Below are 20,239 nucleotides of genomic sequence, written 5' to 3' on the forward strand. Positions count from 1 at the left end.
CTTCCGCGTGAACCGCTTGGGGGCGAGATGGACGGGTCGGACCACTCCGTCGCTGACGATGGGGAACCCTTCGGCAGACCGCTTTTCCGCGATGCCTCGGCTCGGGCGCTGTCGCGGGTCGGCGTGGTGGACGTGGGCTCGAACTCCGTCCGCCTCGTGGTGTTCGACGGCGCCGCGCGCTCGCCGGCCTATTTCTACAACGAAAAGATCATGTGCGCGCTCGGCGCGGGCTTCGCGGAAACCGGGCGTCTGAACCCCGAGGGACGCGCGCGCGCCCTTGCCGCGCTCGCGCGCTTCCAGCTTCTGGCCGAAGGCATGGGCGCGACGCCGCTCACGGTCGTCGCGACCGCGGCGGTGCGCGACGCGGCCGACGGGGCGGAGTTCCGTGCCGAGGTCGAGGGCGAAACCGGCCTGAAACTCTGGGTGATCGACGGCCGCGAGGAGGCGCGCCTTTCCGCCCAGGGCGTGCTGCTGGGCTGGCCGGGCTCCTACGGGCTCGTCTGCGACATCGGCGGGTCGTCGATGGAGCTGGCGGAGATCTTCGAGGGCCGCGTCGGGCGCAGGGTCAGCTCCCAGCTCGGGCCGCTCAGGCTGCGCGACATGCCGGGCGGCAAGAAGGCGCGCACGGCCCACATCGCCGAGGTCATGGAGCAGCTTGCCGCGGAGATGGGCCCGCAACACAATCGTCTCTTCCTCGTCGGCGGCTCGTGGCGCGCGATTGCGCGCATCGACATGGAGCGGCGCGGCTACCCGCTCCACGTGCTGCACGAATACCGCATGACCGCGAAGGCCGTCTCGCAGACGGTCAAGTTCATCGAGAAGGCCGATCTCGAGGCGCTGCGCACCGCCTGCAACATCTCGTCCAGCCGCATGTCGCTCGTGCCCTACGCCGCCGAGGTGCTGGGGCGACTGGTGCGGCGGTTCCAGCCCAAGGACATCGCGCTGTCGAGCTACGGGATCCGCGAGGGCCTGCTTTACGAGCAGATGCCCCAGCGGCTGCGCGACCGCGATCCGCTGATCGAGTCGTGCCTGTTTTCAGAGGCCAAGGATGCGCGGCTGCCGGGCTTCGGGCGCAAGCTTCACGAGTTCATACGCCCCCTCTTCCGCAACGCGCCGGAGGCGAAGAAACGCCTCGTGCAGGCGGCCTGCCTGCTGCACGACGTAAGCTGGCGCGCCCATCCGGACTATCGCGCCGAGATCTGTTTCGACAACGCCACGCGCGCCAATCTCGGCGGGCTGAAGCATTCCGAACGGGTCTTTCTGGGGCTCGCGCTGATGCACCGCTACCGCAACAAGCGCGAGGGCACCCGCTTCGACAGGCTTTACGACCTGCTCGACGAGCCCGAACGCAACGAGGCGGAAGTGCTCGGCAAGGCGATGCGGTTCGGTGCGATGCTCTGGATGTCGAACGAGGAACAGCCGGGCGAACTGCGGTGGTTTCCGAAGAAGAAGATCCTTCAGCTGCACCTGTCGGCGGACGCCGCACCCCTTTACGGAGAGGTTGCCGAGGCACGGTTCCAGTCGCTGGGCGCAGCGCTCGGCGCCGAAATCTCGGTCAATATCGGGCGGCGCTGAGCGTCAGAGCTCGATCGAGCCGTCGGGCCCCGCCTCGGGGTCGGGCGCCATTTCCTCGGGGGTCTTGCGCCGCAGGATGATGTCGCCGTTGGGCAGCATTTCCGGCGGGTGGTAGGCGCTCCAGTCCTCCACCTCGGCAAAGAGGTCGCGCAGCGCCGGGCCCATCTGCTCGGCGAAGTCGCGCAGCGCGGGTTCGAGGTCGCGCGCCATGCCCTCGAGTTCGCGCAGCGCGGGCTCCATCTCGTTCATGATGCCGCGCATGAAAAGCTTGGCGCCCTCTTCCATCAGGCTCAGCCCGTTCTCGGCCTCTCCCGCGTCAGGCGGCGGCGTCTCGGGGGGTGTCTCCGCCTCCTGGGCCAGGGCGGGGGAGGCCGACAGGAGCACGGCGAGGCAGGCAGGAGCTACGCGTTTCATGGACCGCAATATAGGACCTTCGGATGACGGTTTTAAGATCGCGCCGCGATGTCGAGATCGAGCGTGACCGGAAAATGATCCGAGGCCGTCAGAAGCGCGCCGCGCAACTCGGGCGTTTCCCAGCAAACCGGATCGTCGAAAGGATGCCATATCCGCCAGGCCGGGCGGCAGGCCATCAGCCCAGGCGACACCATGACGTAATCGAGCAGCGCCGCGAGGAAGCGCCGCTCGGTGTCCAGGTAGAACCGCGCGGTGCTGGGTTGCGCGCCGAGCCGCCGCTCCAGCGCCTCCCTAGCATGCGGGTCGAAAAGCCCGTTTTCGCCGTCCCCGCCCATGACGATCTCCACCGAGGAGCGGCCGAAGAGATCCTCGTAGACGTCGAGACCGGGGCCGTCGTTCAGATCCCCCAGCACGATCACGTCCGACCCGCGGGCAAGGTCGGCGTCCACCCGGCGGCGCAGCCAGATCGCCTGGGCAAGCTGCTTGCGCCGGTTGGCGATGGCCGCGCGCATCACCGCGTCGCGGTCCCTTGCCCCGTGCGGCGCCTTCGATTTCAGGTGCACCCCAATCAGGCGAAGGCTCCGCGCCCCGCCCGCGGACGCCAGCGCCACCTCGAGCGGCGGCTTGGAGAAGGCGACCCGATCCACCCGGTCGTCTATGTCGAGGTCGATCCGGAACGGCTGGTCGAAGCGCGGCGGCTCTCCGTCCTCATCGGAGAGGCCCCCGCGCGGATCGTGCCGCGCGGTGACCGCGTCGGGATCGTAGAGGAGCGCGATCTCCTGCCGGGTATCGTTCGCGAACCCCATCAGCGCCCGGCGCGTGCGCAGCCCGTAGATCGCGGCGAAGGATTCCAGCGCCCTGACCCCGTCACGCCCCCGGTGCGCCGCGGGCGCCTCCACCACGAGCACCGCGTCGGCGTCGAGCGCGGTGAACACGATGCCGAGGGCCGTGGCCTGCTCGAAGCGCGTGACGCCGCGGCGGCCCGAGCGCGCGTCGTCGGCGAGAAGCCCGCCCTCGTCGTCGAAAAGCGCGTCGAACCACTCCACGTTGTAGGTGGCCAGGCGCATGGCTCAGGCCCTGCGCTCGCTGATCTCTTCCCAGGCGCGGTTGATGTCCTGCATCCGCCGCTCGGCGAGCCGGATCGCCTCCTCGGGCACGCCGCGTGCGACCATCCGGTCCGGATGCGTCTCGCGCACGAGCGCGCGCCAGGCCGCGCGCGCCTCCTCGCGCGAGGCGTCGGGCGCGAGGCCCAGAACGGCGTAGGGGTCGCGCATGCCGTCCTCGGGCACGAAGCGCGCGCGCAGCGCCGCGAACTGCGGCCCGGAGAGCCCGAAGATCTGCGCCACACGCCGCAGGAACCGGTCCTCGCCCGGGTGATAGGCCCCGTCGGCCAGCGCGATGTGAAAGAGCCCCTCCATCAGGTCGCACAGCGTGGCGATCTCGTCGCCGAACATGTTGCGGATGCGCTGCGCGTAGTGTTCGTAGCCCGCCACGTCCTGCCGGGCGAGATTGAACACGCGCGCCGCCTCGCGCTCATCCTCCCGGGCGATCTGGAACACCTCCCGGAACGCGGCGACCTCGTCGCGCGTGACCTGACCGTCGGCCTTGGCCATCTTCGCGCCGAGCGCGATCACGGCGATGGTGAACCCCACGCTGCGATCCGGCGGCGTCTTCAGCCGGTCGAAGACGTCGGCGAGGCTCTCCCCCTGACGGAGCGCCTTCAGCGCGTCGGAGATGCGGTTCCAGATGGACATGAGCGATCCTAACGCGGGCGCGCGACGGTGTCAGGCGGATCCGTGAAGGCGTTTCCGCATCAGCACGAGATCGTGCCAGCGCCCGAACTTCCAGCCCACTTCGGGCAGCACCGCGACATGCTCGAAGCCGAGCGCGGCGTGGAAGGCCACGCCGTCGGGGTTGGCCCCGCTGATCCCGGCCCAAAGGCTGCACATGCCGGCCGCCCGCGCATGGGTTTCCAGCGCGGTCATGAGCGCGCGGCCCGCGCCGCGGCCCCGCGCCATGGGCGCGAGCATGATCGAGTGCTCCATCGTGCGGGCGTAGCCCGGCCCGTTGCGAAACTGGAAATAGGTTGCGAAACCGAGCAGCGCGCCCGCTTCCTCGGCCACGACGAAGGCGCCGCCACGCGCCGCGATATCGGCGGCGATCCGGGCCTCCGTCTTCTCCTCGGTGGTGAAGGTTATGGCCGTGTCGCGGATCACCGCGTTCCAGATCGCCGCGACGGGCGCGGCATCCCCGACCCTTGCCGCACGCACGATCATGCCAGCTGCCGCACCCCGCGCGGCGTGTCGATCCGCGCCCGAAGCCCGGGCCGCCCTTCCCGGAACGCGATGCGCGGGTCGTCGAGATGGGGCGCGAGCCGCGCGGCGAGCGCCTCGGCCTCCGGGTGGCACAGATGGAGCGCGCGAAGCCCGCACCCGCTTTCGGCGAGGCGATCCGCCGCGCGCGGCCCCTGCCATTCAATGAGCGCCGGGAAGAGGCCATCCCATGCCGCAAGCCCGTTCTCCGGCACGGCCATGCGCCAGCGCAGGTCGCCGCGGGCCAGGTCCACCGCCTGCCCCGCCTCGGGCAGCGCGGCCAGCGCCGCGTCGAGGTCCGCGACCCGGCAGATCCACGCCTGAAGCCGGGCCGGACCATGGAACCCGTCCAGGCCGAACCAGCGGGCGCCGGCCGGCGGCGGCGCCTCGGGGTCCACGGCGATCGCCTCGAGGTATTCCGCGGGCCCGAGCGACAGCAGACGGTTCCACGTCGCGAAGCGCGCGTGCCGCCCGCCGCCCGAAAGCGGCGCGCCGAGCGCCGCTTCCACATGCGCCGCGGCCGCGCCGAGCGTCTCGCCCGCCACCGCGAGATGGTCGAATTCGAGCGTCACCGTCATGTCCCCCATGGCCCCGGCCCGCCGGCACCCGCGCGGGCGCGCACGTCCCCGCCGCGGCGGCGCGTCAGGCCGCCTCGCCGTTGCGCGCCTTGCGGATCAGGTCCAGGATGTCCTTCGCCGCATCGGGGATGTTGGTGCCCGGCCCGAAGATGGCCTTCACGCCCGACGTCTTGAGGAACTCGTAGTCCTGCTGCGGGATCACCCCGCCGCAGATCACCAGCACATCGCCCGCGCCCTTCTCGCGCAGCGCGTCCACGAGTTGCGGCGCGAGCGTCCGGTGGCCCGCCGCCTGGGACGACACGCCCACGACATGCACGTCGTTGTCGATCGCGTCCTGGGCGGCCTCCTCGGGGGTCTGGAACAGCGGCCCCACATCCACGTCGAACCCGATATCGGCGAAGGCCGTGGCAATCACCTTCGCGCCCCGGTCATGTCCGTCCTGCCCCATCTTGACCACGAGCATGCGCGGGCGGCGGCCCTCCTCGTCGGCGAAATCCTCGACCGCCTTCTGGATCGCCGCGAAGCCCTCGTCGCCCTCGTAGGCCTTTCCGTAGACGCCCGCCAGCGTCTTCACCTCGGCCCGGTGGCGGCCGAACACCTTCTCCATCGCCATGCTGATCTCTCCCACGGTGGCCCGGGCGCGCGCGGCCTCCACCGCCGCGCCGAGCAGGTTGCCGCCCTCGCCGGCCGCGCGCTCGACCTCGGCCAGCGCCGCGTCGCAGGCAGCCTGGTCGCGCGCGGCGCGCACCGTCTCCAGCCGCGCGATCTGGCTTTCGCGCACCTTCGCGTTGTCGATGGCGAGGATGTCCAGATCCTCCTCGTGCGGCAGCCGGTACTTGTTGACCCCGACCACGACCTGCTCGCCCCGGTCGATCATCGCCTGCCGGGTGGCCGCGGTCTCCTCGATGCGCAGCTTGGGCATGCCGGAGATCACCGCCTCCGTCATGCCGCCCATGTCGTCGATCTCCGCGATGATCGCGCGGGCCTTCTCGGCGAGATCGTGGGTCAGCTTCTCGACGTAATAGGAACCCGCCAGCGGATCGACGACATTGGTGACGCCCGTCTCCTCCTGCAGGATGAGCTGCGTGTTCCGCGCGATCCGGGCCGAGAACTCGGTGGGCAGGGCCATCGCCTCGTCGAGCGCGTTGGTGTGCAGCGACTGCGTCCCGCCGAGGACGGCCGAAAGCGCCTCGTAGGCGGTGCGCACGACGTTGTTGTAGGGGTCCTGCTCGGCCAGGCTCACGCCCGAGGTCTGGCAGTGGGTGCGCAGCATCTTGGAGCGCGGGTCCTGCGCGCCCAGCTCCTCCATGATCCCGTGCCAGAGCAGCCGCGCGGCGCGCAGCTTGGCGATCTCCATGAAGAAGTTCGTCCCGATCGCAAAGAAGAACGACAGCCGCGGCGCGAAGCGGTCGATGTCCATCCCGCGCGCCATCGCCGCCTTCACGTATTCCTTGCCGTCGGCGAGCGTGAAGGCCAGCTCCTGCACGAGGTTCGCGCCGGCCTCCTGCATGTGGTAGCCGGAAATCGAGATCGAGTTGAAGCGCGGCATCTCGTTCATCGTGTACTCGATGATGTCGGCCACGATGCGCATGGAGGGCTCGGGCGGATACACGTAGGTGTTCCGCACCATGAACTCCTTCAGGATGTCGTTCTGGATCGTGCCCGAGAGCACGGAGCGGTCGTGACCCTGTTCCTCGCCGGTGACGATGAAGTTGGCCAGCGTCGGGATCACCGCGCCGTTCATCGTCATCGAGACCGACACCTTGTCGAGAGGGATACCGTCGAAGAGGATCTTCATGTCCTCCACGCTGTCGATCGCCACACCCGCCTTGCCGACATCGCCGACCACGCGCGGGTGATCGCTGTCATAGCCGCGATGGGTGGCGAGGTCGAAGGCGACCGAGACGCCCTGCTGCCCCGCGGCCAGCGCCTTGCGGTAGAAGGCGTTCGAGTCCTCCGCGGTGGAGAAGCCCGCGTATTGCCGGATCGTCCAGGGGCGGCCGGCATACATCGTGGCCCGGGGGCCGCGCACGAAGGGCTCGAAGCCGGGCATCGCGCCCAGATGGTCCAGCCCCTCGAGATCCTGCTCGGTGTAGACCGGCTCGACCGCGATGCCCTCGAGCGTGTCCCAGGTCAGATCCGAAAGCGGCCGGCCCTTCAGCTCCTTCTCGGCGAGCGCGCGCCAGGCGTCCTTCTTGCTGGTCATGTCGTGGTCCTCATCTTTCGCGGCGCGCCGGAGCGCCCGGTTCTTTCGGGGAAAAAATCGCCCGTGCGTCACTAGGGGGTTTCGCAATTTCTCGAGCGCCGACTATATCTCCGGCGACAGGAGTGACCATGACCCGAATAGCCGCCATCATCCTCGCCGCGCTCGCGGCGCATCCCGTGACAGCGCAGCAGGCCGACGCCGCGCAGTCCGAAACCGCCGAAGAAACGGCGGAAGCCTCGATCATCCGCGACGGCACCGACCTGACGCTCGAGGAATTCCTCTGGGTGGCCCGCCCCGTCGTCGTGTTCGCCGACAGCCCGAACGATCCGCGCTTCGTCCAGCAGATGGAGGAGATCCGCGCCCGAGAGGAGGCGCTGGCATACCGCGACGTCGTGGTGCTTACCGATACCGATCCGTCCGCGCGCTCGGCGCTGCGCCGGGAACTGCGCCCGCGCGGCTTCATGCTGGCGATCATCGGCAAGGACGGCACGCTGATCACGCGCAAGCCGTTGCCGTGGGATGTGCGCGAGATCACCGCCTCCATCGACAAGCTGCCGCTCCGCCAGCAGGAAGTCCGCGAGCAGGGCGCGGCCGGCGCGCGCTGAAGGCGCGGCCGGCGGGACGCGTCGGGGCTGCGCGGCGGGCTCACTCGAACTCCATGATCACGTCGTCCACGGCGAGGCTGTCGCCCGCCGCGGCGTTGATCTTCGCGACCACCGCCTTGCGCTCGGCGCGCAGGATGTTCTCCATCTTCATGGCCTCGACGGTGCAGAGCGCCTGGCCTTCCTGGACCTCCTGCCCCACCTCCACGTCGACCTTCATGATCAGTCCAGGCATGGGACAGAGCAGCATGCGGGAGGTGTCGGGCGGCGCCTTCTCGGGCATGCGCCGCGCAAGCTCGGCCTGCCGCGGGGTGCGCACATGCACCTTGAGGTCGGCGCCGCGGAGCCGAAGCCGGTAGCCGCCCGAGATCTTGGCCACCTTCATCACCAGCGGCGCGCCGTCCACCGTCATCTCGGCAAGCGGGTCGCCCGGCGTCCAGCCGCCCGAGACGCGATGCGCCTGCCCGTCGGTGAAGCTGACCGTCGCGCCCTCCCGGTCGGCCTCCACGCGCGCGGCGTAATCCGCGCCCTGCAGCGTCACCACCCAGTCGGCGCCCACCTTGCGCTCGTGGTTATCCATCCGTCCCGAGATGCGGGTGCGCCGGATCTCTGCCACCCGGTACATCGCGGCGGCGGCCGCGGCGACGCGGCGCAGCTGGTCCTCGGGCAAGTGCACGCCGGCGAAGCCGTCGGGCCATTCCTCGGCGATGAAGGCCGTCGTCATCTCGCCCGCCACGAATTTCGGATGATCCATCACCGCCGAGAGGAAGGGCAGATTGTGGCCGATCCCCTCGACCTCGAAGGCGTCGAGCGCGTTGCGCATCCCCTCGATCGCCTCGAGGCGCGTGTGCCCCCAGGTGCAGAGCTTGGCGATCATCGGGTCGTAGAACATCGAGATCTCGCCGCCCTCGAACACGCCGGTGTCGTTGCGCACCACGGCGCCTTCCACGGCAAGCTCGGCGGGCGGGCGGTAGCGGGTCAGCCGCCCGATCGAAGGCAGGAAGTTGCGGTAGGGATCTTCCGCGTAAAGCCGGCTTTCGATGGCCCAGCCATTGAGCCTGACATCCGACTGCGCGATCTTCAGCGGCTCTCCGGCCGCGACGCGGATCATCTGCTCCACGAGGTCGATCCCGGTGATGAGCTCGGTGACCGGGTGCTCCACCTGCAGGCGCGTGTTCATCTCGAGGAAGTAGAAGTTCTTCTGCCCGTCCACGATGAACTCGACCGTGCCGGCGGAGGTGTAGCCCACCGCCTGGGCGAGCGCGACCGCCTGCTCGCCCATCTTCCGGCGCGTCTCCTCGTCGAGGAAGGGCGAGGGCGCCTCCTCGATCACCTTCTGGTTGCGGCGCTGGATCGAGCACTCGCGCTCGCCCAGGTAGATGCAGTTGCCGTGCTGGTCGGCGAGAACCTGGATCTCGATGTGGCGCGGCTGGGTGACGAACTTCTCGATGAAGATCCGGTCGTCGCCGAATGAGCTGGCCGCCTCGTTCCTGGAGGACTGGAAGCCCTCGCGTGCCTCCTCGTCCGTCCAGGCGATGCGCATGCCCTTGCCGCCGCCGCCGGCGCTGGCCTTGATCATCACCGGGTAGCCGATGTCGGAAGAGATACGCACCGCCTCCTCGGCATCCTCGATGAGGCCCATGTATCCCGGCACCGTGTTCACGTCGGCCTCCTGGGCGATCTTCTTCGAGGTGATCTTGTCGCCCATCGCCTCGATCGCGCCCTTGGGCGGGCCGATGAACGCCACGCCCGCCTGCGCCAGCGCGTCGGCGAATTTCGGGTTCTCGGACAGGAAGCCGTAGCCCGGATGCACCGCCTCGGCGCCGGTCGCGCGGATCGCCTCCATGATCCTGTCGATCACGATGTAGGACTGGTTGGCCGGCGGCGGGCCGATATGCACGGCCTCGTCGGCCATTTCCACGTGCAGCGCGTTCTTGTCCGCGTCCGAATAGACCGCGACCGTCGCGATGCCCATCTCGCGGGCCGTCTTGACGACCCGGCAGGCGATCTCCCCCCGGTTCGCGATCAGGATCTTCTTGAACATGCGCTATCCCTTCCGGTCTTTCATGGCCGGCGCCCGGGCGCCGGTATCGCTGAACGCAAAAAGGACCACCGGGGCGGCGGCGGCCCCGATGGTCCCGGTATCGATTGGACGGGTCGCGGCGTGGCCGCGCCCGGTGTCAGCAGCGCTCTGGGAAGCGCTGGCAATAGGCGACGGAGCCGGCCGCACCGATCGCGGCGCCGGTGAGCGCCTCGCCGAAGAGCACTTCGCCGGCGACGGCGCCGCCCGCGGCGCCAGTGACGCCCTGTTCGAGCGGGGTGTCGCCGCACGCGGCCACGAGGGCGACGCCTGCAAGGGCCATGGCCCGGAACGCATTTCGCATGTGTTCGCTTCCTTATCGTTGACTGCTACGCGTGCCATTGATGCCCCAACGGCACGCCCGCGTGCAAGACTTTGCCGGCGCGCCGCGCCGCGCTCGGCAGCTTCCCGCGCGTCGGGAAAAAATCCGGGCGGCCGCTCCGGGGGGAGAGCGGTCCGCCCGTCAGGGGAAGGGTAGCCCGGGCCCGCGGCCGCGTTACGCGACGCAAGCGTTTCCCGTGCAGATTGCATGGAGCCGACGGACGCCGCGCACGGCAAGCACGATGTTCCCCTGCGGCACCATTCGGCCGCAACCCGCCGAGATCGGGACCGGATGCGCGGGATCATGCCCATGGGTTGTCCTCGAACGCCTCGGGAAAGGCGCGTCGCGCCGCCGTCTCGTCCAGCACGAGCCGCGCGTCGTAATCGGCCGGATCGAAAGGATCGTCAGCGGGAAGCACTTCTCGGCCGAAAAGCCAGCTGAGACGACCGGCGTCGAGGTTGCCGCGCGGAAAGGGCGTGTCGCCGAAATGATGCCACAGCGCGGCGACGAAGGCCGTGTCGGCGCGGCGGTCGGCCGGCCTGCGGTCTGCGTGGCGTTCGCGGCGGATGATCGCGGTGGCGCCCTTCGGGTTCGCCCGCCGGATGGTGAACTGGTAGTCGGTCCCGGGCAATCGGCCGGGAAAGCCCCGGTGCTTCAGCATGGCCGCCCCCGCGTCGGGGCGGCCATGCCGCGTGCGAGCGTGGCGTCAGGTGCCGGCGCCCGTCTGCTGGTTGTTCTGGTTCTGATTTTCGTTCTGGTTCCGGTTCTGGTTCTGGCCGGGTGCGGTACCGGGGGTTTCGGGCGTCTCCGGTGTCCGGGTTCCGTTACCGTTACCCGGCTGGCCGGGCGTGCGCTGGCCCACGGGGATGCAGACGATCTGACCGCTCGCGGTGCTCGAAACGGTGTACCCGTCCGGGCAGCTCGCGCCGCCGAACTTGTCGAATGTCGGTTGAACGTAGACGGGCTGGGGCGCGGCTTGCTGCTGCTGCTGTCCGCAGGCGGCGAGGCCGGCGCAGATCGCGGCGGTAACGATGAGGGACCTGATATGAGCCATTTGACATCCTCCGGAATGGCGATGAGCGAAGTACCGCACGGCTTCGCTTGCGCACAGAAAGGATGCTCAGCCCGCCGTGGCGGTGAAGGCGGGACGGACCCATGGGCCCGTCCCGAAGCCGGCTTACTTGTACTTGCCGGTGCTGGTCGGTTCCTGCGTGATCGGCTCGGGCTCGACCACGATGAACTCTTCCTGCTGCTGCTGCTGGCCGCAGGCCGCGATGACGGCGGTGAAGCCGAAAAGTGCGCACAGCTTGACGATCTTGGCCATTTGTTACTCCTGTTTACGTTTATAGCGCGCCGACGCACCAACTTGTCCGCCGAACACGCCGGAGAGGCACGGGTCACCTCCGGGCAACCTCGGTGCAAATTACGGCAATCCATGAAGGAATCATATGCCGCATGCGCGATGCGCCGGGGTTGTGGCCCGAATGTCGCATCCGCGTCCGAAAAGCCGCGAAAAACCACCAGATCTTGAGGGCACATCAAAAAGCCTCCCAGATGCAGCGATCTTCGGCGACCGTGTAGGACTCGAAGAATTGCGCCACGCTGGCATCCCGCGCGCCGAATTCCACGAGCTTTTCCGACAGGCTGACGACCACCCTGGGACGCTCCGGCCCGGCGTCGCGCAGATCCGGCACGGCGACCGACTCGCACAGATGCGCCATGTCGGCCATGCGGGTTTCGAAGTCGAGCGTCGCGGCCTTCGGGGCCAGGAAACGGTATCGCAGGACCGGCCCCTCGGCCATCATCTCCTCGATGATCTCGATCCGCGTGACCGGCTGGCCCGAGGGCACCGGCACGGTGCCCTCCGCGGCCGCGACGCCCGCCGCCGCGATCAACAAGAGCGCCGGGCGCATCACCGGGCCGGCCCCGCATATGCGGTCCATCGCGCCCGGCGCACCGGGCAGGCGAGCAGCTCGGCAAGCCGCGCCTCGACGCTGGCACGGGGAAGCGGGCCATCCACCCGGCCGCCCGCGACGACCCGAAGCCCCTGCCCCTCCGGCGCGATCTCGACGCTCGGCGCGAAGCCGCGCAGCCGGCGCAGGGCCCGCCAGACGTCCTGGCGCACCGCGCGCGCCAGGCGCGGGGCCGAGACGCGGGGCATCCGGCAGCTGGCCGCCACATCCCAGCGCACGGGCAGGCGCCGCGCCAGCACGAAGCGATCGCCCTCGAAGGCGCCGTGCCATCCCGCGCGGCTCATCGGGCGCCCCCCGGCACGGCCGGGCGCGGCAGGCCATCGCGGGCGGGGGTCTTCGAAGCGGCAAGACGCATCGGAACGCTCAAAGAGGAATGTTGTCGTGCTTCTTCCAGGGCGTTTCCACCTTCTTGTTGCGCAGGCTCGCGAAGGCGCGGGCGACGCGCATCCGGGTGGAGCGGGGCTGGATCACCTCGTCGATGAAGCCGCGCTCGGCCGCCACGAAGGGGTTGGCGAAGCGGTCCTCGTAATCCTGGGTGCGCCGGGCGATCTTGTCCGCGTCGCCAAGCTCGGAGCGGTAGAGGATCTCCACCGCGCCCTTGGCGCCCATCACCGCGACCTCGGAGGTGGGCCAAGCGTAGTTGAAATCGCCGCGCAGGTGCTTCGACGCCATGACGACGTAGGCACCGCCATAGGCCTTGCGGGTGATCACGGTGACCTTGGGCACCGTCGCCTGCCCATAGGCGAAGAGAAGCTTCGCGCCATGCTTGATGATGCCGTCGTATTCCTGCTTGGTTCCCGGCAGGAAACCCGGCACGTCCACGAAGGTCAGAAGCGGGATCTCGAAGGCGTCGCAGAAGCGCACGAAGCGCGCGGCCTTGCGCGCCGAGTCGATGTCGAGGCAGCCGGCCAGCACCATCGGCTGGTTCGCCACCACGCCGACCGTCCGCCCCTCCAGCCGGATGAAACCGGTGATGATGTTCTTCGCGAAATCCTCCTGGATCTCATAGAAATCCGCCTCGTCCGCGACCTTCAGGATCAGCTCCTTCATGTCGTAGGGCGTGTTGGCGTTTTCCGGCACCAGCGTGTCGAGCGAGGGTTCCACGCGCTTGGGATCGTCGAAGAAGGGCCTGACGGGCGTCCCGGCGCGATTGTTGAGCGGCAGGAAATCCACGAGCCGGCGGACCTCCGCCAGCGCCTCCACGTCGTTCTCGAAGGCGCCGTCGGCGACCGAGGATTTCCGCGTGTGGGTGGTCGCGCCGCCCAGTTCCTCCGCCGTGACATGCTCGTTCGTCACCGTCTTGACCACGTCGGGGCCGGTCACGAACATGTAGGACGAATCCTTCACCATGAAGATGAAGTCGGTCATGGCCGGCGAATAGACCGCCCCGCCCGCACAGGGGCCCATGATGACGCTGATCTGCGGGATGACGCCCGAGGCGAGGATGTTGCGGTCGAAGACGTCGCCGTATCCCGCGAGGCTGTCCACGCCCTCCTGGATGCGCGCGCCGCCCGAATCCTTGATGCCGATGACGGGCGCGCCGTTCTGGATCGCCATGTCCATGATCTTTACGATCTTCATGGCATGGGTCGCGGACAGCGAGCCGCCCAGCACGGTGAAGTCCTGCGCGAAGACATAGACCTGGCGGCCGTTGACCGTGCCCCCGCCCGTGACGACGCCGTCGCCGTAGGGCTTGGAATCCTCCATTCCGAAATCCGTGCAGCGATGCGTGACGAACATGTCGAACTCTTCGAAGCTGCCCTCGTCGAGCAGCAGTTCGATACGCTCGCGGGCCGTCAGCTTGCCCTTGGCATGCTGGTTGTCGATCCGCGCCTGGCCTCCACCGAGACGCGCCTCGCCGCGGCGGGTCTCGAGTTCCTGCAGGATGTCCTTCATCACGCCTCCCCTTCGTGCCGGTTCGGCAGACCTTAACGATGGGCCGCCCGGCGAAAAAGGAAAAACGGGCAAATTTGCAAAGCCACGCAAAGGGCTGTGCGCAAACATGCAAATCGGCAAAGAGCGCGGCCCCCGGCAGTCGGGCGATGGACATTCAGGCGGCGCGGGCCTAACCGGTACGGCATGCCCGCCCTTCCCGAGGTCCGGTTCCTGTCCCGGACGACGCCACCGCATCTTTTCACGCTCATCACGCTGACCGGCATGTCCGCGATGGCGATGAACGTGTTTCTACCCAGCCTGCCCTCCATGGCCGAGCATTTCCGCACCTCCTCCGCGGTGATCGGGCTTTCGGTCGGCCTCTACCTCGCGGTAAGCGCGGTGATCCAGGTCCTCGTCGGCCCTGTCGCGGACAATCTGGGCCGGCGCCCGGTGGTGCTCGCGGGCCTCGCCATCTTCTGCGTGGCGACCCTGGGCTGCATCTGGGCGCCCAACGTGACCGTCTTCCTGGTCTTCCGGATGATCCAGGCCTTCGCCGCGGTGGGCATGGTGCTCGGCCGCGCCGTGGTGCGCGACATGGTCCCGGCGGAGCGCGCCGGCTCCATGATCGCCTTCGTGACCATGGGCATGGCGGTGGTGCCGATGATCAGCCCCGCCATCGGCGGCCTTCTCGACGCGGCCTTCGGGTGGCAGGCGAATTTCTGGCTGCTCTTCTGGATGGGCGCGGCCGTGCTGGCGCTGGTCTGGCTCGACCTCGGCGAGACCGGCCAGCGCGGCGAGATCAGCCTCGCCGCGCAGTTCCGCCAATACCCCGAGCTTCTGCGCGCGCCGCGCTTCTGGGGCTACTGCCTGGCCTCGGCGCTCGGTTCGGGCGCCTTTTTCGCCTATCTCGGCGGCGGTCCCTTCGTGGGCACAGAGGTCTACGGGCTGAGCCCGCAGGAACTCGGCCTCTACTTCGGCGCCCCGGCGGTGGGCTACTTCCTGGGCAATTTCCTGTCGGGCGTGGCCTCGGTGCGCTTCGGGATCAACGCCATGGTGCTCTGGGGCACGGCCTGCGTCACGCTGGGATGCGCGGCCTCGCTGGCGGTCGTGCTCGCCGGGGCGTCCTCGGCGGCCAGCTTCTTCGGCTTCATGTTCTTCGTGGGTCTCGGCAACGGGATGTCGATCCCCAACGCCACGGCGGGCATGCTGTCGGTGCGCCCGCATCTCGCGGGCTCGGCCAGCGGCTTGGGCGGTGCGATCATGATCGGCGGCGGCGCGGCGCTTTCCGCTCTGGCGGGCCTCGCCCTCGGCCCCGGCTCCAGCGCGGCGCCGCTTCTGGTCATCATGGGCGGCTCGGCGGCGCTCGGCGTCGCCGCAATCCTCTACGTCATCCGCCGCGAGCGACAGCTCGGGATCTGATCGGGGTTGGCAGGACGGCTTTGCAAAGCTATCGCTGGGAAACGCGAAGCTGCAAACCCTCCCGCGCCGCCACGAGTCGCCGCCCATGCCGCCCAGAAAGCTTTTCGCAGGCGCGAAACTGCGCGAGATCCGCACCCGGATGGATCTCACCCAGAAGGCGTTCGCCGCGAAACTCGGCGTCTCGCTGCCCTATCTCAACCAGATGGAGAACAACAATCGCCCGCTTTCCACCACGGTGGTGCTGGCGCTGGCCGAGGAATTCGGCTTCGACGTGACCGAACTCGGCTCGGGCGAAGCCGAGCGGCTGGTCTCGGACATGCGCGAGGCGCTGGCCGATCCGGTCTTCGCCGATCCGCCGCCGGTGGCCGATCTCCGCCTCGCGGCGTCGAACGCACCCGCCCTCGCCCGCGCCTTCCTCGGGCTTCACCGCGCCTATCGCGAGGTGCATGAGCGCCTCGCCTCCCTCGACGAGGCGCTGGGCCGCGAGGATGCGCGCGTCCGGCCCTCGCCCTGGGAGGAAGTGCGCGACTTCTTCCACTATTGCGACAACTACATCGACGCGGTGGACCGCGCCGCCGAGCGGTTCGCGGGCGGCGACGCGATGGCCGGACCCGCGCGCGCCGAGGCACGGCTGGCGGAGGCCGGCGTGACCGTCACGCGCGAGGACACCGACGGGTTGCGGCAGTACGATGCCGCGACGAAGCGGCTGGTGCTGTCGTCGCGCGCCGCGCCCGAGACGCAGACGTTCCAGATGCTTCTTCAGCTGGCGCTGCTCACGCAGAGCCCCTTGCTGGAGGCGACACTCGATCTTGCGCGCTTCCGCACGGGCGAGGCCCGCGACATCGCCAAGATCGGGCTCGCCAACTACTTCGCCGGCGCCGCGATGATGCCCTATGGCGCCTTCCTCGCGACCGCCCAGCGGACGCGCCACGATCTCGAGCTTCTCGCGCATCGCTTCGGCGCCTCGATCGAGCAGGTGGCGCACCGCCTCGCCACGCTTCAGCGTCCCGGCGCGAAGGGAATCCCGTTCTTCTTCGTGCGCGTCGATCAGGCCGGCACGATCACCAAGCGCCATTCGGCCACCCGGCTTCAGTTCGCGCGCTTCGGCGGCGCCTGCCCGCTCTGGAACGTGCACCGCGCCTTCGAGACGCCGGGGCGTTTCCTGCGCCAGCTCGCCGAGACGCCGGACGGCGTGCGCTACATCTCGCTCGCGCGCGACGTCTCGAAGCCGGGCGGGCGCTTCGGCGCGCCGACGCGCCGCTTCGCCATCGCGCTGGGTTGCGAGGTGGCGCATGCGGGCGCGCTCGTCTACGCCGACGATCTCGACGTGGAGAACGCCCGCGCCTTCGAGCCCATCGGCATCTCCTGCCGGATCTGCGAGCGCACGGAGTGCCACCAGCGCGCGGTTCCACCGCTCGAGCGGCGGCTGCGCGTGGACCCCGACCGGCGCGGCGTCCTGCCCTATCACGTGGAATGAGACGTCAGCGGTCGGGCAAGGCGGCATCGGCCGGAGCGCCATATTGCCGCCAGAAACGCCTGCCATTGTGGCGGCATGAACAGTCAGGCCGAAATTCCGGGCGCGGGCGATCCGAGCCCGCTGCGCCAATGGGGCGCCTGGGCCGTGCTGGCCGGCGCGGCGGGCCTCGTGCTCGTCTTCGTCCAGATCGTTGGCCCCACCCTCGAGCCCACGCCATCGGTGGGCGCGCAGATCGGCGAGATCGCGGGAGAGATCAGGCGATCCGCCTGGCGCTCCTTTTTCGGCCTGTCCGCGCCCGAGCCGGAGCCATCTGCCGTCACGGCATGGGCCGCACTCGCCATCGCGGCACCGCTTCTGGGTATCGCAGCACTCGTCCTGGCCGCGATTTCGGCCATCGCGCGCGAGAATCGGCGCTATGCGGCTTACGGCGCCAGCCTCGGCGCCGCCGCGATCACCTTCCAGTTCATCTGGCTGGTGGCGCTTCTGATCGCCTGCGTCGTGCTGCTCGTCGCGATCATCGAGAACATGGGCGACATCTTCGGCATCTGAGCGGTCGCGGGTCAGCGCCGCCATCGCAGGTCCTCCCCGCGACGACGCGCCGGCAGGCAGGCGTCAGGCCTCGGTTCCGGCCTTCAGGTAGGCGTAGATCTCGTCCTTGAGGCCCGCGCGCTCCTTGCGCAGCTGCATCTCGGCCAGTTCTTCCACCGGTTCCACATTGGTCTCGGCGCGGTGCACCTGCCGGTTGAGGTCGTGATAGCGGTCGGCAAGCTTGGCGAAATGCGCGTCCGACTGCTTGAGCGCGCTGATCTTCTCTGCGAATTCCGGAAATTCTTCGTGCAGCTCGTGCGGCGTATGGGACATCTCTTGCGTCTCCTCCTTGTCCTTGGGCTGGCGGCCAGCCTAGGCACGGGGACCTCGTCCAGCCTTGACCTCGATCAAGCGCGCAGGAGCTATCGCAGGGCCCGTCGCCAGCCCGCGGCGCGCGCCTCCTGCTCCGAGCAGAACCAGCGCTCTCCACGGCGCTCGCTGATGCGGGTGGCCGCGTAGTCGCGCTGACCGGGGACGTGGTAGATCCGCTCGCCGTCGCCGGCGATGTTGCCCTTGATGCGGCAGCGTGCGGAGCCCGCCTCGGGTCGGGGCGGAGTGGCGCGCCTGTGGGCTTCCGGCGGCACGAAGCGGCTGGCGTGGAGGCCCCGCCCCGCGCGCGCCGCCTCGCGCTCTGCGGGGACGTAGTCGCGCGAGTAGCGCCGGTAGGCGACCGCCATGCCCTCGGCGACGAGCATCGCCCCGATATCCCGGCCGCCCATGTCGCAGCGCGCCACGATCCGGCCATACCGGTCCTGGTCGCGCTCTGCGCAGACGGCGCGCCGGCCCTCGAGGCGCGCGCGCGCCTCGCGCGACGCCCAGGCGCCGCACGCCCACTCTCGCCCGTCGGCGCGGCGGCAGGTCTGGTCGTGCTCGGGGGCGTCGATCCCGTGCAGCCGCACCGTCGCCCCGTCCACGCGGAGCGTGTCCGCGTCGATCACCTGAACGATGCCCGCGGGCCCGGCCGAGGCCCGGAAGCCCGGGACCGCGCCGGCAAGAGCGACGAGGGCCAGAACAAGAATGGAACGAATTCTTAACATTCCGTTAATCTCGCGGGACAAGCCCGCGGGATCAAGCGGTTTTCGCGACCATGCTTAACGCTGCGCGGTGCGCCAGCCGGGATGGATCCATGGGGCGCGGTTGTCGCGCGGCAGCGGATCGCGCCCGAGCACATGATCGGCCATCTTCTCGCCCACGAGAATCGACGGAGCGTTGGTGTTGCCGTTCGTGATCCGCGGAAAGACCGAGCTGTCAGCCACCCGAAGCGCGTCCACCCCGATCACCCGTCCCTCGGGATCGACCACCGCGCCGGGATCGTCGCGGCGCCCCATCCGTGCCGTGCCGCAAGGGTGATAGGCGCTTTCGACATGCTCGCGGATGAACCCGTCGAGCGCGTCGTCGCTCTGCGCCGCCGCGCCCGGCTGGATCTCGTGGCGGACGAAGGGCGCGAAGGCGGGCTGGGCGAAGATTTCGCGGGTCAGGCGGATGCAGGTGCGGAAATCCGCCCAGTCCTGCGGTTCGCTCATGTAGTTGAAGAGGATGCGCGGCGGCGTCTCGGGGTCGGCGCCCTGCAGCGTGACCGACCCGCGCGCGGCCGAGCGCATCGGCCCGACATGGGCCTGAAAGCCGTGCCCCTCGGCCGCCGCCTGACCATCGTAGCGCACCGCGATGGGCAGGAAGTGGTACTGGATGTCGGGGTATTCCACCCCCGCGCGCGAGCGGATGAAGGCCGTGCTCTCGAACTGGTTCGAGGCGCCCGGGCCCCTGCGCGTGAAAAGCCAGCGCGCGCCCACCCACGCCTTGCCCGGCAGGTTCCAGTAGGAATAAAGGCTCACCGGCCGGCTGGCCGCCATCTGGATGTAGAGTTCCAGATGGTCCTGAAGGTTGGCGCCCACCCCGGGCCGGTCCGCGACCACCCCGATCCCGTGCTCGGCGAGATGCGCCGCCGGACCGATCCCGGAAAGCATCAGCAATTTCGGCGTGTTGATCGAAGAGGCGGCGAGGATCACCTCGCGGCGGGCGCGGATCACGCCCACGCGGCCGCCGCGTGACACCTCCACGCCGGTGGCGCGGCCCTCCTCGATGACCACGCGGCGGGCGAAGGCGCGCACCAGATCGCAGCCGTCGCGCCGCAGTGCGGGCTTCAGGTAGGCGTTGGCCGCCGACCAGCGCTGCCCGCGCCAGATCGTGGCCTCCATCGCGCCGAAGCCTTCCTGCTTCTCGCCGTTGTAATCCTCGGTGGTCTCGTAGCCCGCCTGCCGGCCGGCCTCGACGAAGGCGCGGGTGAGCGGGTTGTCGCGCCGCCCGCGGCTGACGTGCAGCGGGCCGTCCGTCCCGCGCCAGTCCGGATCGCCGCCATGGCCGCCGTCGTGCCAGGTTTCCATCCGGCGGAAATAGGGAAGAACATCGGCATAGGACCAGCCCTGCGCGCCGGTCTCGGCCCAGTGGTCGTAATCGCGCGCATGGCCGCGGACATAGACCATGCCGTTGATCGAGGAGGACCCCCCGACCACCTTGCCCCGCGGGCAGGCGAGGCGTCGCCCGCCCAGATGCGGCTCGGGTTCGGTCCGGTAGCCCCAGTCATAGCGCGCCATGTTCATCGGAAAGCTGAGCGCGCCCGGCATCTGGATCAGAGGCCCGGCATCGGTGCCGCCATGCTCGATCACGAGCACCGAGGCGCCCGCCTCCGCCAGCCGCCACGCCATGGCACAGCCGGCGCTGCCCGCCCCCACGATGACGAAATCCGCTTCCATTATCTCCACCTCGATCGCGTGTCCCGGCCCCGCGCGGCGGCGCGGGTGGGCGGGCGAGGCGGCGCCGC

At 69.5% G+C, this 20,239-nt stretch carries 22 protein-coding genes; 5 read left to right on the forward strand and 17 right to left on the reverse strand.

Annotated elements, in window-relative coordinates; translation table 11 throughout:
* The first annotated feature begins 27 nt into the window (after positions 1-27).
* Complete coding sequence (locus tag AB6A66_RS01565) at positions 28-1,575, forward strand: Ppx/GppA family phosphatase (RefSeq protein WP_371054501.1); 1,548 nt, start codon at positions 28-30, stop codon at positions 1,573-1,575.
* A 3-nt stretch (positions 1,576-1,578) separates the two neighbouring features.
* On the opposite strand, the gene AB6A66_RS01570 is transcribed toward AB6A66_RS01565, so the two are convergent.
* Genes AB6A66_RS01570 through scpA form a run of 6 tightly spaced genes read right to left on the reverse strand, consistent with a single transcriptional unit; the run spans position 1,579 to position 7,085 of the window.
* The gene (locus tag AB6A66_RS01570; protein ID WP_371037856.1) at positions 1,579-1,989 is read right to left on the reverse strand and encodes a hypothetical protein; all 411 of its coding nucleotides are present in this window, start codon (positions 1,987-1,989) and stop codon (positions 1,579-1,581) included.
* Positions 1,990-2,021: 32 nt separating this feature from the next.
* Positions 2,022-3,056, reverse strand: a complete 1,035-nt coding sequence (locus AB6A66_RS01575) for an endonuclease/exonuclease/phosphatase family protein (protein ID WP_371054502.1) — start codon at positions 3,054-3,056, stop codon at positions 2,022-2,024.
* 3 nt (positions 3,057-3,059) lie between these two features.
* Positions 3,060-3,743: a TerB family tellurite resistance protein gene (locus AB6A66_RS01580; protein WP_371054503.1), complete on the reverse strand. Its 684-nt coding sequence runs from the start codon at positions 3,741-3,743 to the stop codon at positions 3,060-3,062.
* Between the two features lie 30 nt (positions 3,744-3,773).
* On the reverse strand, positions 3,774-4,265 hold the full coding sequence (locus AB6A66_RS01585) for an N-acetyltransferase family protein (RefSeq protein ID WP_371037859.1): 492 nt from the start codon (positions 4,263-4,265) through the stop codon (positions 3,774-3,776).
* Positions 4,262-4,888 carry a VOC family protein gene (locus AB6A66_RS01590; RefSeq protein WP_371054504.1) on the reverse strand — a complete coding sequence of 209 codons (627 nt, stop codon included), beginning with the start codon at positions 4,886-4,888 and terminating at the stop codon, positions 4,262-4,264. The genes AB6A66_RS01585 and AB6A66_RS01590 overlap by 4 nt, the downstream gene beginning before the upstream one ends.
* A gap of 55 nt (positions 4,889-4,943) precedes the next feature.
* A complete protein-coding gene (gene scpA, locus AB6A66_RS01595) occupies positions 4,944-7,085 on the reverse strand; it encodes a methylmalonyl-CoA mutase (RefSeq protein WP_371054506.1) in 2,142 nt (713 codons plus the stop codon).
* A gap of 128 nt (positions 7,086-7,213) precedes the next feature.
* On the opposite strand from scpA, the gene AB6A66_RS01600 reads away from it, so the two are divergent.
* Positions 7,214-7,690: a DUF4174 domain-containing protein gene (locus AB6A66_RS01600; protein WP_371054507.1), complete on the forward strand. Its 477-nt coding sequence runs from the start codon at positions 7,214-7,216 to the stop codon at positions 7,688-7,690.
* 40 nt (positions 7,691-7,730) lie between these two features.
* Here AB6A66_RS01600 and AB6A66_RS01605 read toward each other — a convergent pair whose 3' ends face one another.
* The 8 genes from AB6A66_RS01605 to AB6A66_RS01640 all read right to left on the reverse strand — a co-directional run bounded on the left by AB6A66_RS01605 (position 7,731) and on the right by AB6A66_RS01640 (position 13,958).
* Positions 7,731-9,731 carry an acetyl-CoA carboxylase biotin carboxylase subunit gene (locus tag AB6A66_RS01605; protein ID WP_371054508.1) on the reverse strand — a complete coding sequence of 667 codons (2,001 nt, stop codon included), beginning with the start codon at positions 9,729-9,731 and terminating at the stop codon, positions 7,731-7,733.
* A gap of 136 nt (positions 9,732-9,867) precedes the next feature.
* The gene (locus tag AB6A66_RS01610) at positions 9,868-10,071 is read right to left on the reverse strand and encodes a hypothetical protein (protein ID WP_371037863.1); all 204 of its coding nucleotides are present in this window, start codon (positions 10,069-10,071) and stop codon (positions 9,868-9,870) included.
* A 319-nt stretch (positions 10,072-10,390) separates the two neighbouring features.
* Positions 10,391-10,750 carry a hypothetical protein gene (locus AB6A66_RS01615; protein ID WP_371037864.1) on the reverse strand — a complete coding sequence of 120 codons (360 nt, stop codon included), beginning with the start codon at positions 10,748-10,750 and terminating at the stop codon, positions 10,391-10,393.
* A gap of 45 nt (positions 10,751-10,795) precedes the next feature.
* Positions 10,796-11,143 (reverse strand): hypothetical protein, encoded by a 348-nt coding sequence (locus AB6A66_RS01620; RefSeq protein WP_371054509.1) that lies wholly within the window; start codon positions 11,141-11,143, stop codon positions 10,796-10,798.
* 123 nt (positions 11,144-11,266) lie between these two features.
* Entirely contained in the window at positions 11,267-11,413 is a 147-nt protein-coding gene (locus AB6A66_RS01625) for a hypothetical protein (protein ID WP_371037866.1), read from the reverse strand.
* A gap of 214 nt (positions 11,414-11,627) precedes the next feature.
* Complete coding sequence (locus AB6A66_RS01630) at positions 11,628-12,032, reverse strand: DUF6497 family protein (RefSeq protein WP_371054511.1); 405 nt, start codon at positions 12,030-12,032, stop codon at positions 11,628-11,630.
* Positions 12,002-12,346: a hypothetical protein gene (locus AB6A66_RS01635; RefSeq protein ID WP_371054512.1), complete on the reverse strand. Its 345-nt coding sequence runs from the start codon at positions 12,344-12,346 to the stop codon at positions 12,002-12,004. The genes AB6A66_RS01630 and AB6A66_RS01635 overlap by 31 nt, the downstream gene beginning before the upstream one ends.
* 79 nt (positions 12,347-12,425) lie before the next feature.
* Entirely contained in the window at positions 12,426-13,958 is a 1,533-nt protein-coding gene (locus AB6A66_RS01640; protein ID WP_371054513.1) for an acyl-CoA carboxylase subunit beta, read from the reverse strand.
* A gap of 183 nt (positions 13,959-14,141) precedes the next feature.
* Here AB6A66_RS01640 and AB6A66_RS01645 point away from each other — a divergent pair, with 183 nt between their 5' ends.
* The 3 genes from AB6A66_RS01645 (at position 14,142) to AB6A66_RS01655 (ending at position 17,382) form a co-directional block, all read left to right on the forward strand.
* Positions 14,142-15,356 carry a multidrug effflux MFS transporter gene (locus AB6A66_RS01645; RefSeq protein ID WP_371054514.1) on the forward strand — a complete coding sequence of 405 codons (1,215 nt, stop codon included), beginning with the start codon at positions 14,142-14,144 and terminating at the stop codon, positions 15,354-15,356.
* An 85-nt stretch (positions 15,357-15,441) separates the two neighbouring features.
* On the forward strand, positions 15,442-16,833 hold the full coding sequence (locus AB6A66_RS01650; RefSeq protein ID WP_371054515.1) for a short-chain fatty acyl-CoA regulator family protein: 1,392 nt from the start codon (positions 15,442-15,444) through the stop codon (positions 16,831-16,833).
* A gap of 75 nt (positions 16,834-16,908) precedes the next feature.
* Complete coding sequence (locus AB6A66_RS01655; RefSeq protein ID WP_371054516.1) at positions 16,909-17,382, forward strand: hypothetical protein; 474 nt, start codon at positions 16,909-16,911, stop codon at positions 17,380-17,382.
* A 63-nt stretch (positions 17,383-17,445) separates the two neighbouring features.
* Here the strand turns inward: AB6A66_RS01655 and AB6A66_RS01660 are convergent, their stop codons facing one another.
* The 3 genes from AB6A66_RS01660 to betA form a co-directional block, all read right to left on the reverse strand.
* Positions 17,446-17,694: a YdcH family protein gene (locus tag AB6A66_RS01660; RefSeq protein ID WP_371037873.1), complete on the reverse strand. Its 249-nt coding sequence runs from the start codon at positions 17,692-17,694 to the stop codon at positions 17,446-17,448.
* An 89-nt stretch (positions 17,695-17,783) separates the two neighbouring features.
* Positions 17,784-18,458 carry a thermonuclease family protein gene (locus AB6A66_RS01665; protein WP_371054517.1) on the reverse strand — a complete coding sequence of 225 codons (675 nt, stop codon included), beginning with the start codon at positions 18,456-18,458 and terminating at the stop codon, positions 17,784-17,786.
* Between the two features lie 54 nt (positions 18,459-18,512).
* Entirely contained in the window at positions 18,513-20,171 is a 1,659-nt protein-coding gene (gene betA / locus AB6A66_RS01670; RefSeq protein WP_371054519.1) for a choline dehydrogenase, read from the reverse strand.
* Positions 20,172-20,239: the final 68 nt, after the last annotated feature.

Origin of the sequence: Rhodosalinus sp. K401 (assembly GCF_041365735.1) — a bacterium.
GTDB lineage: Bacteria > Pseudomonadota > Alphaproteobacteria > Rhodobacterales > Rhodobacteraceae > Rhodosalinus.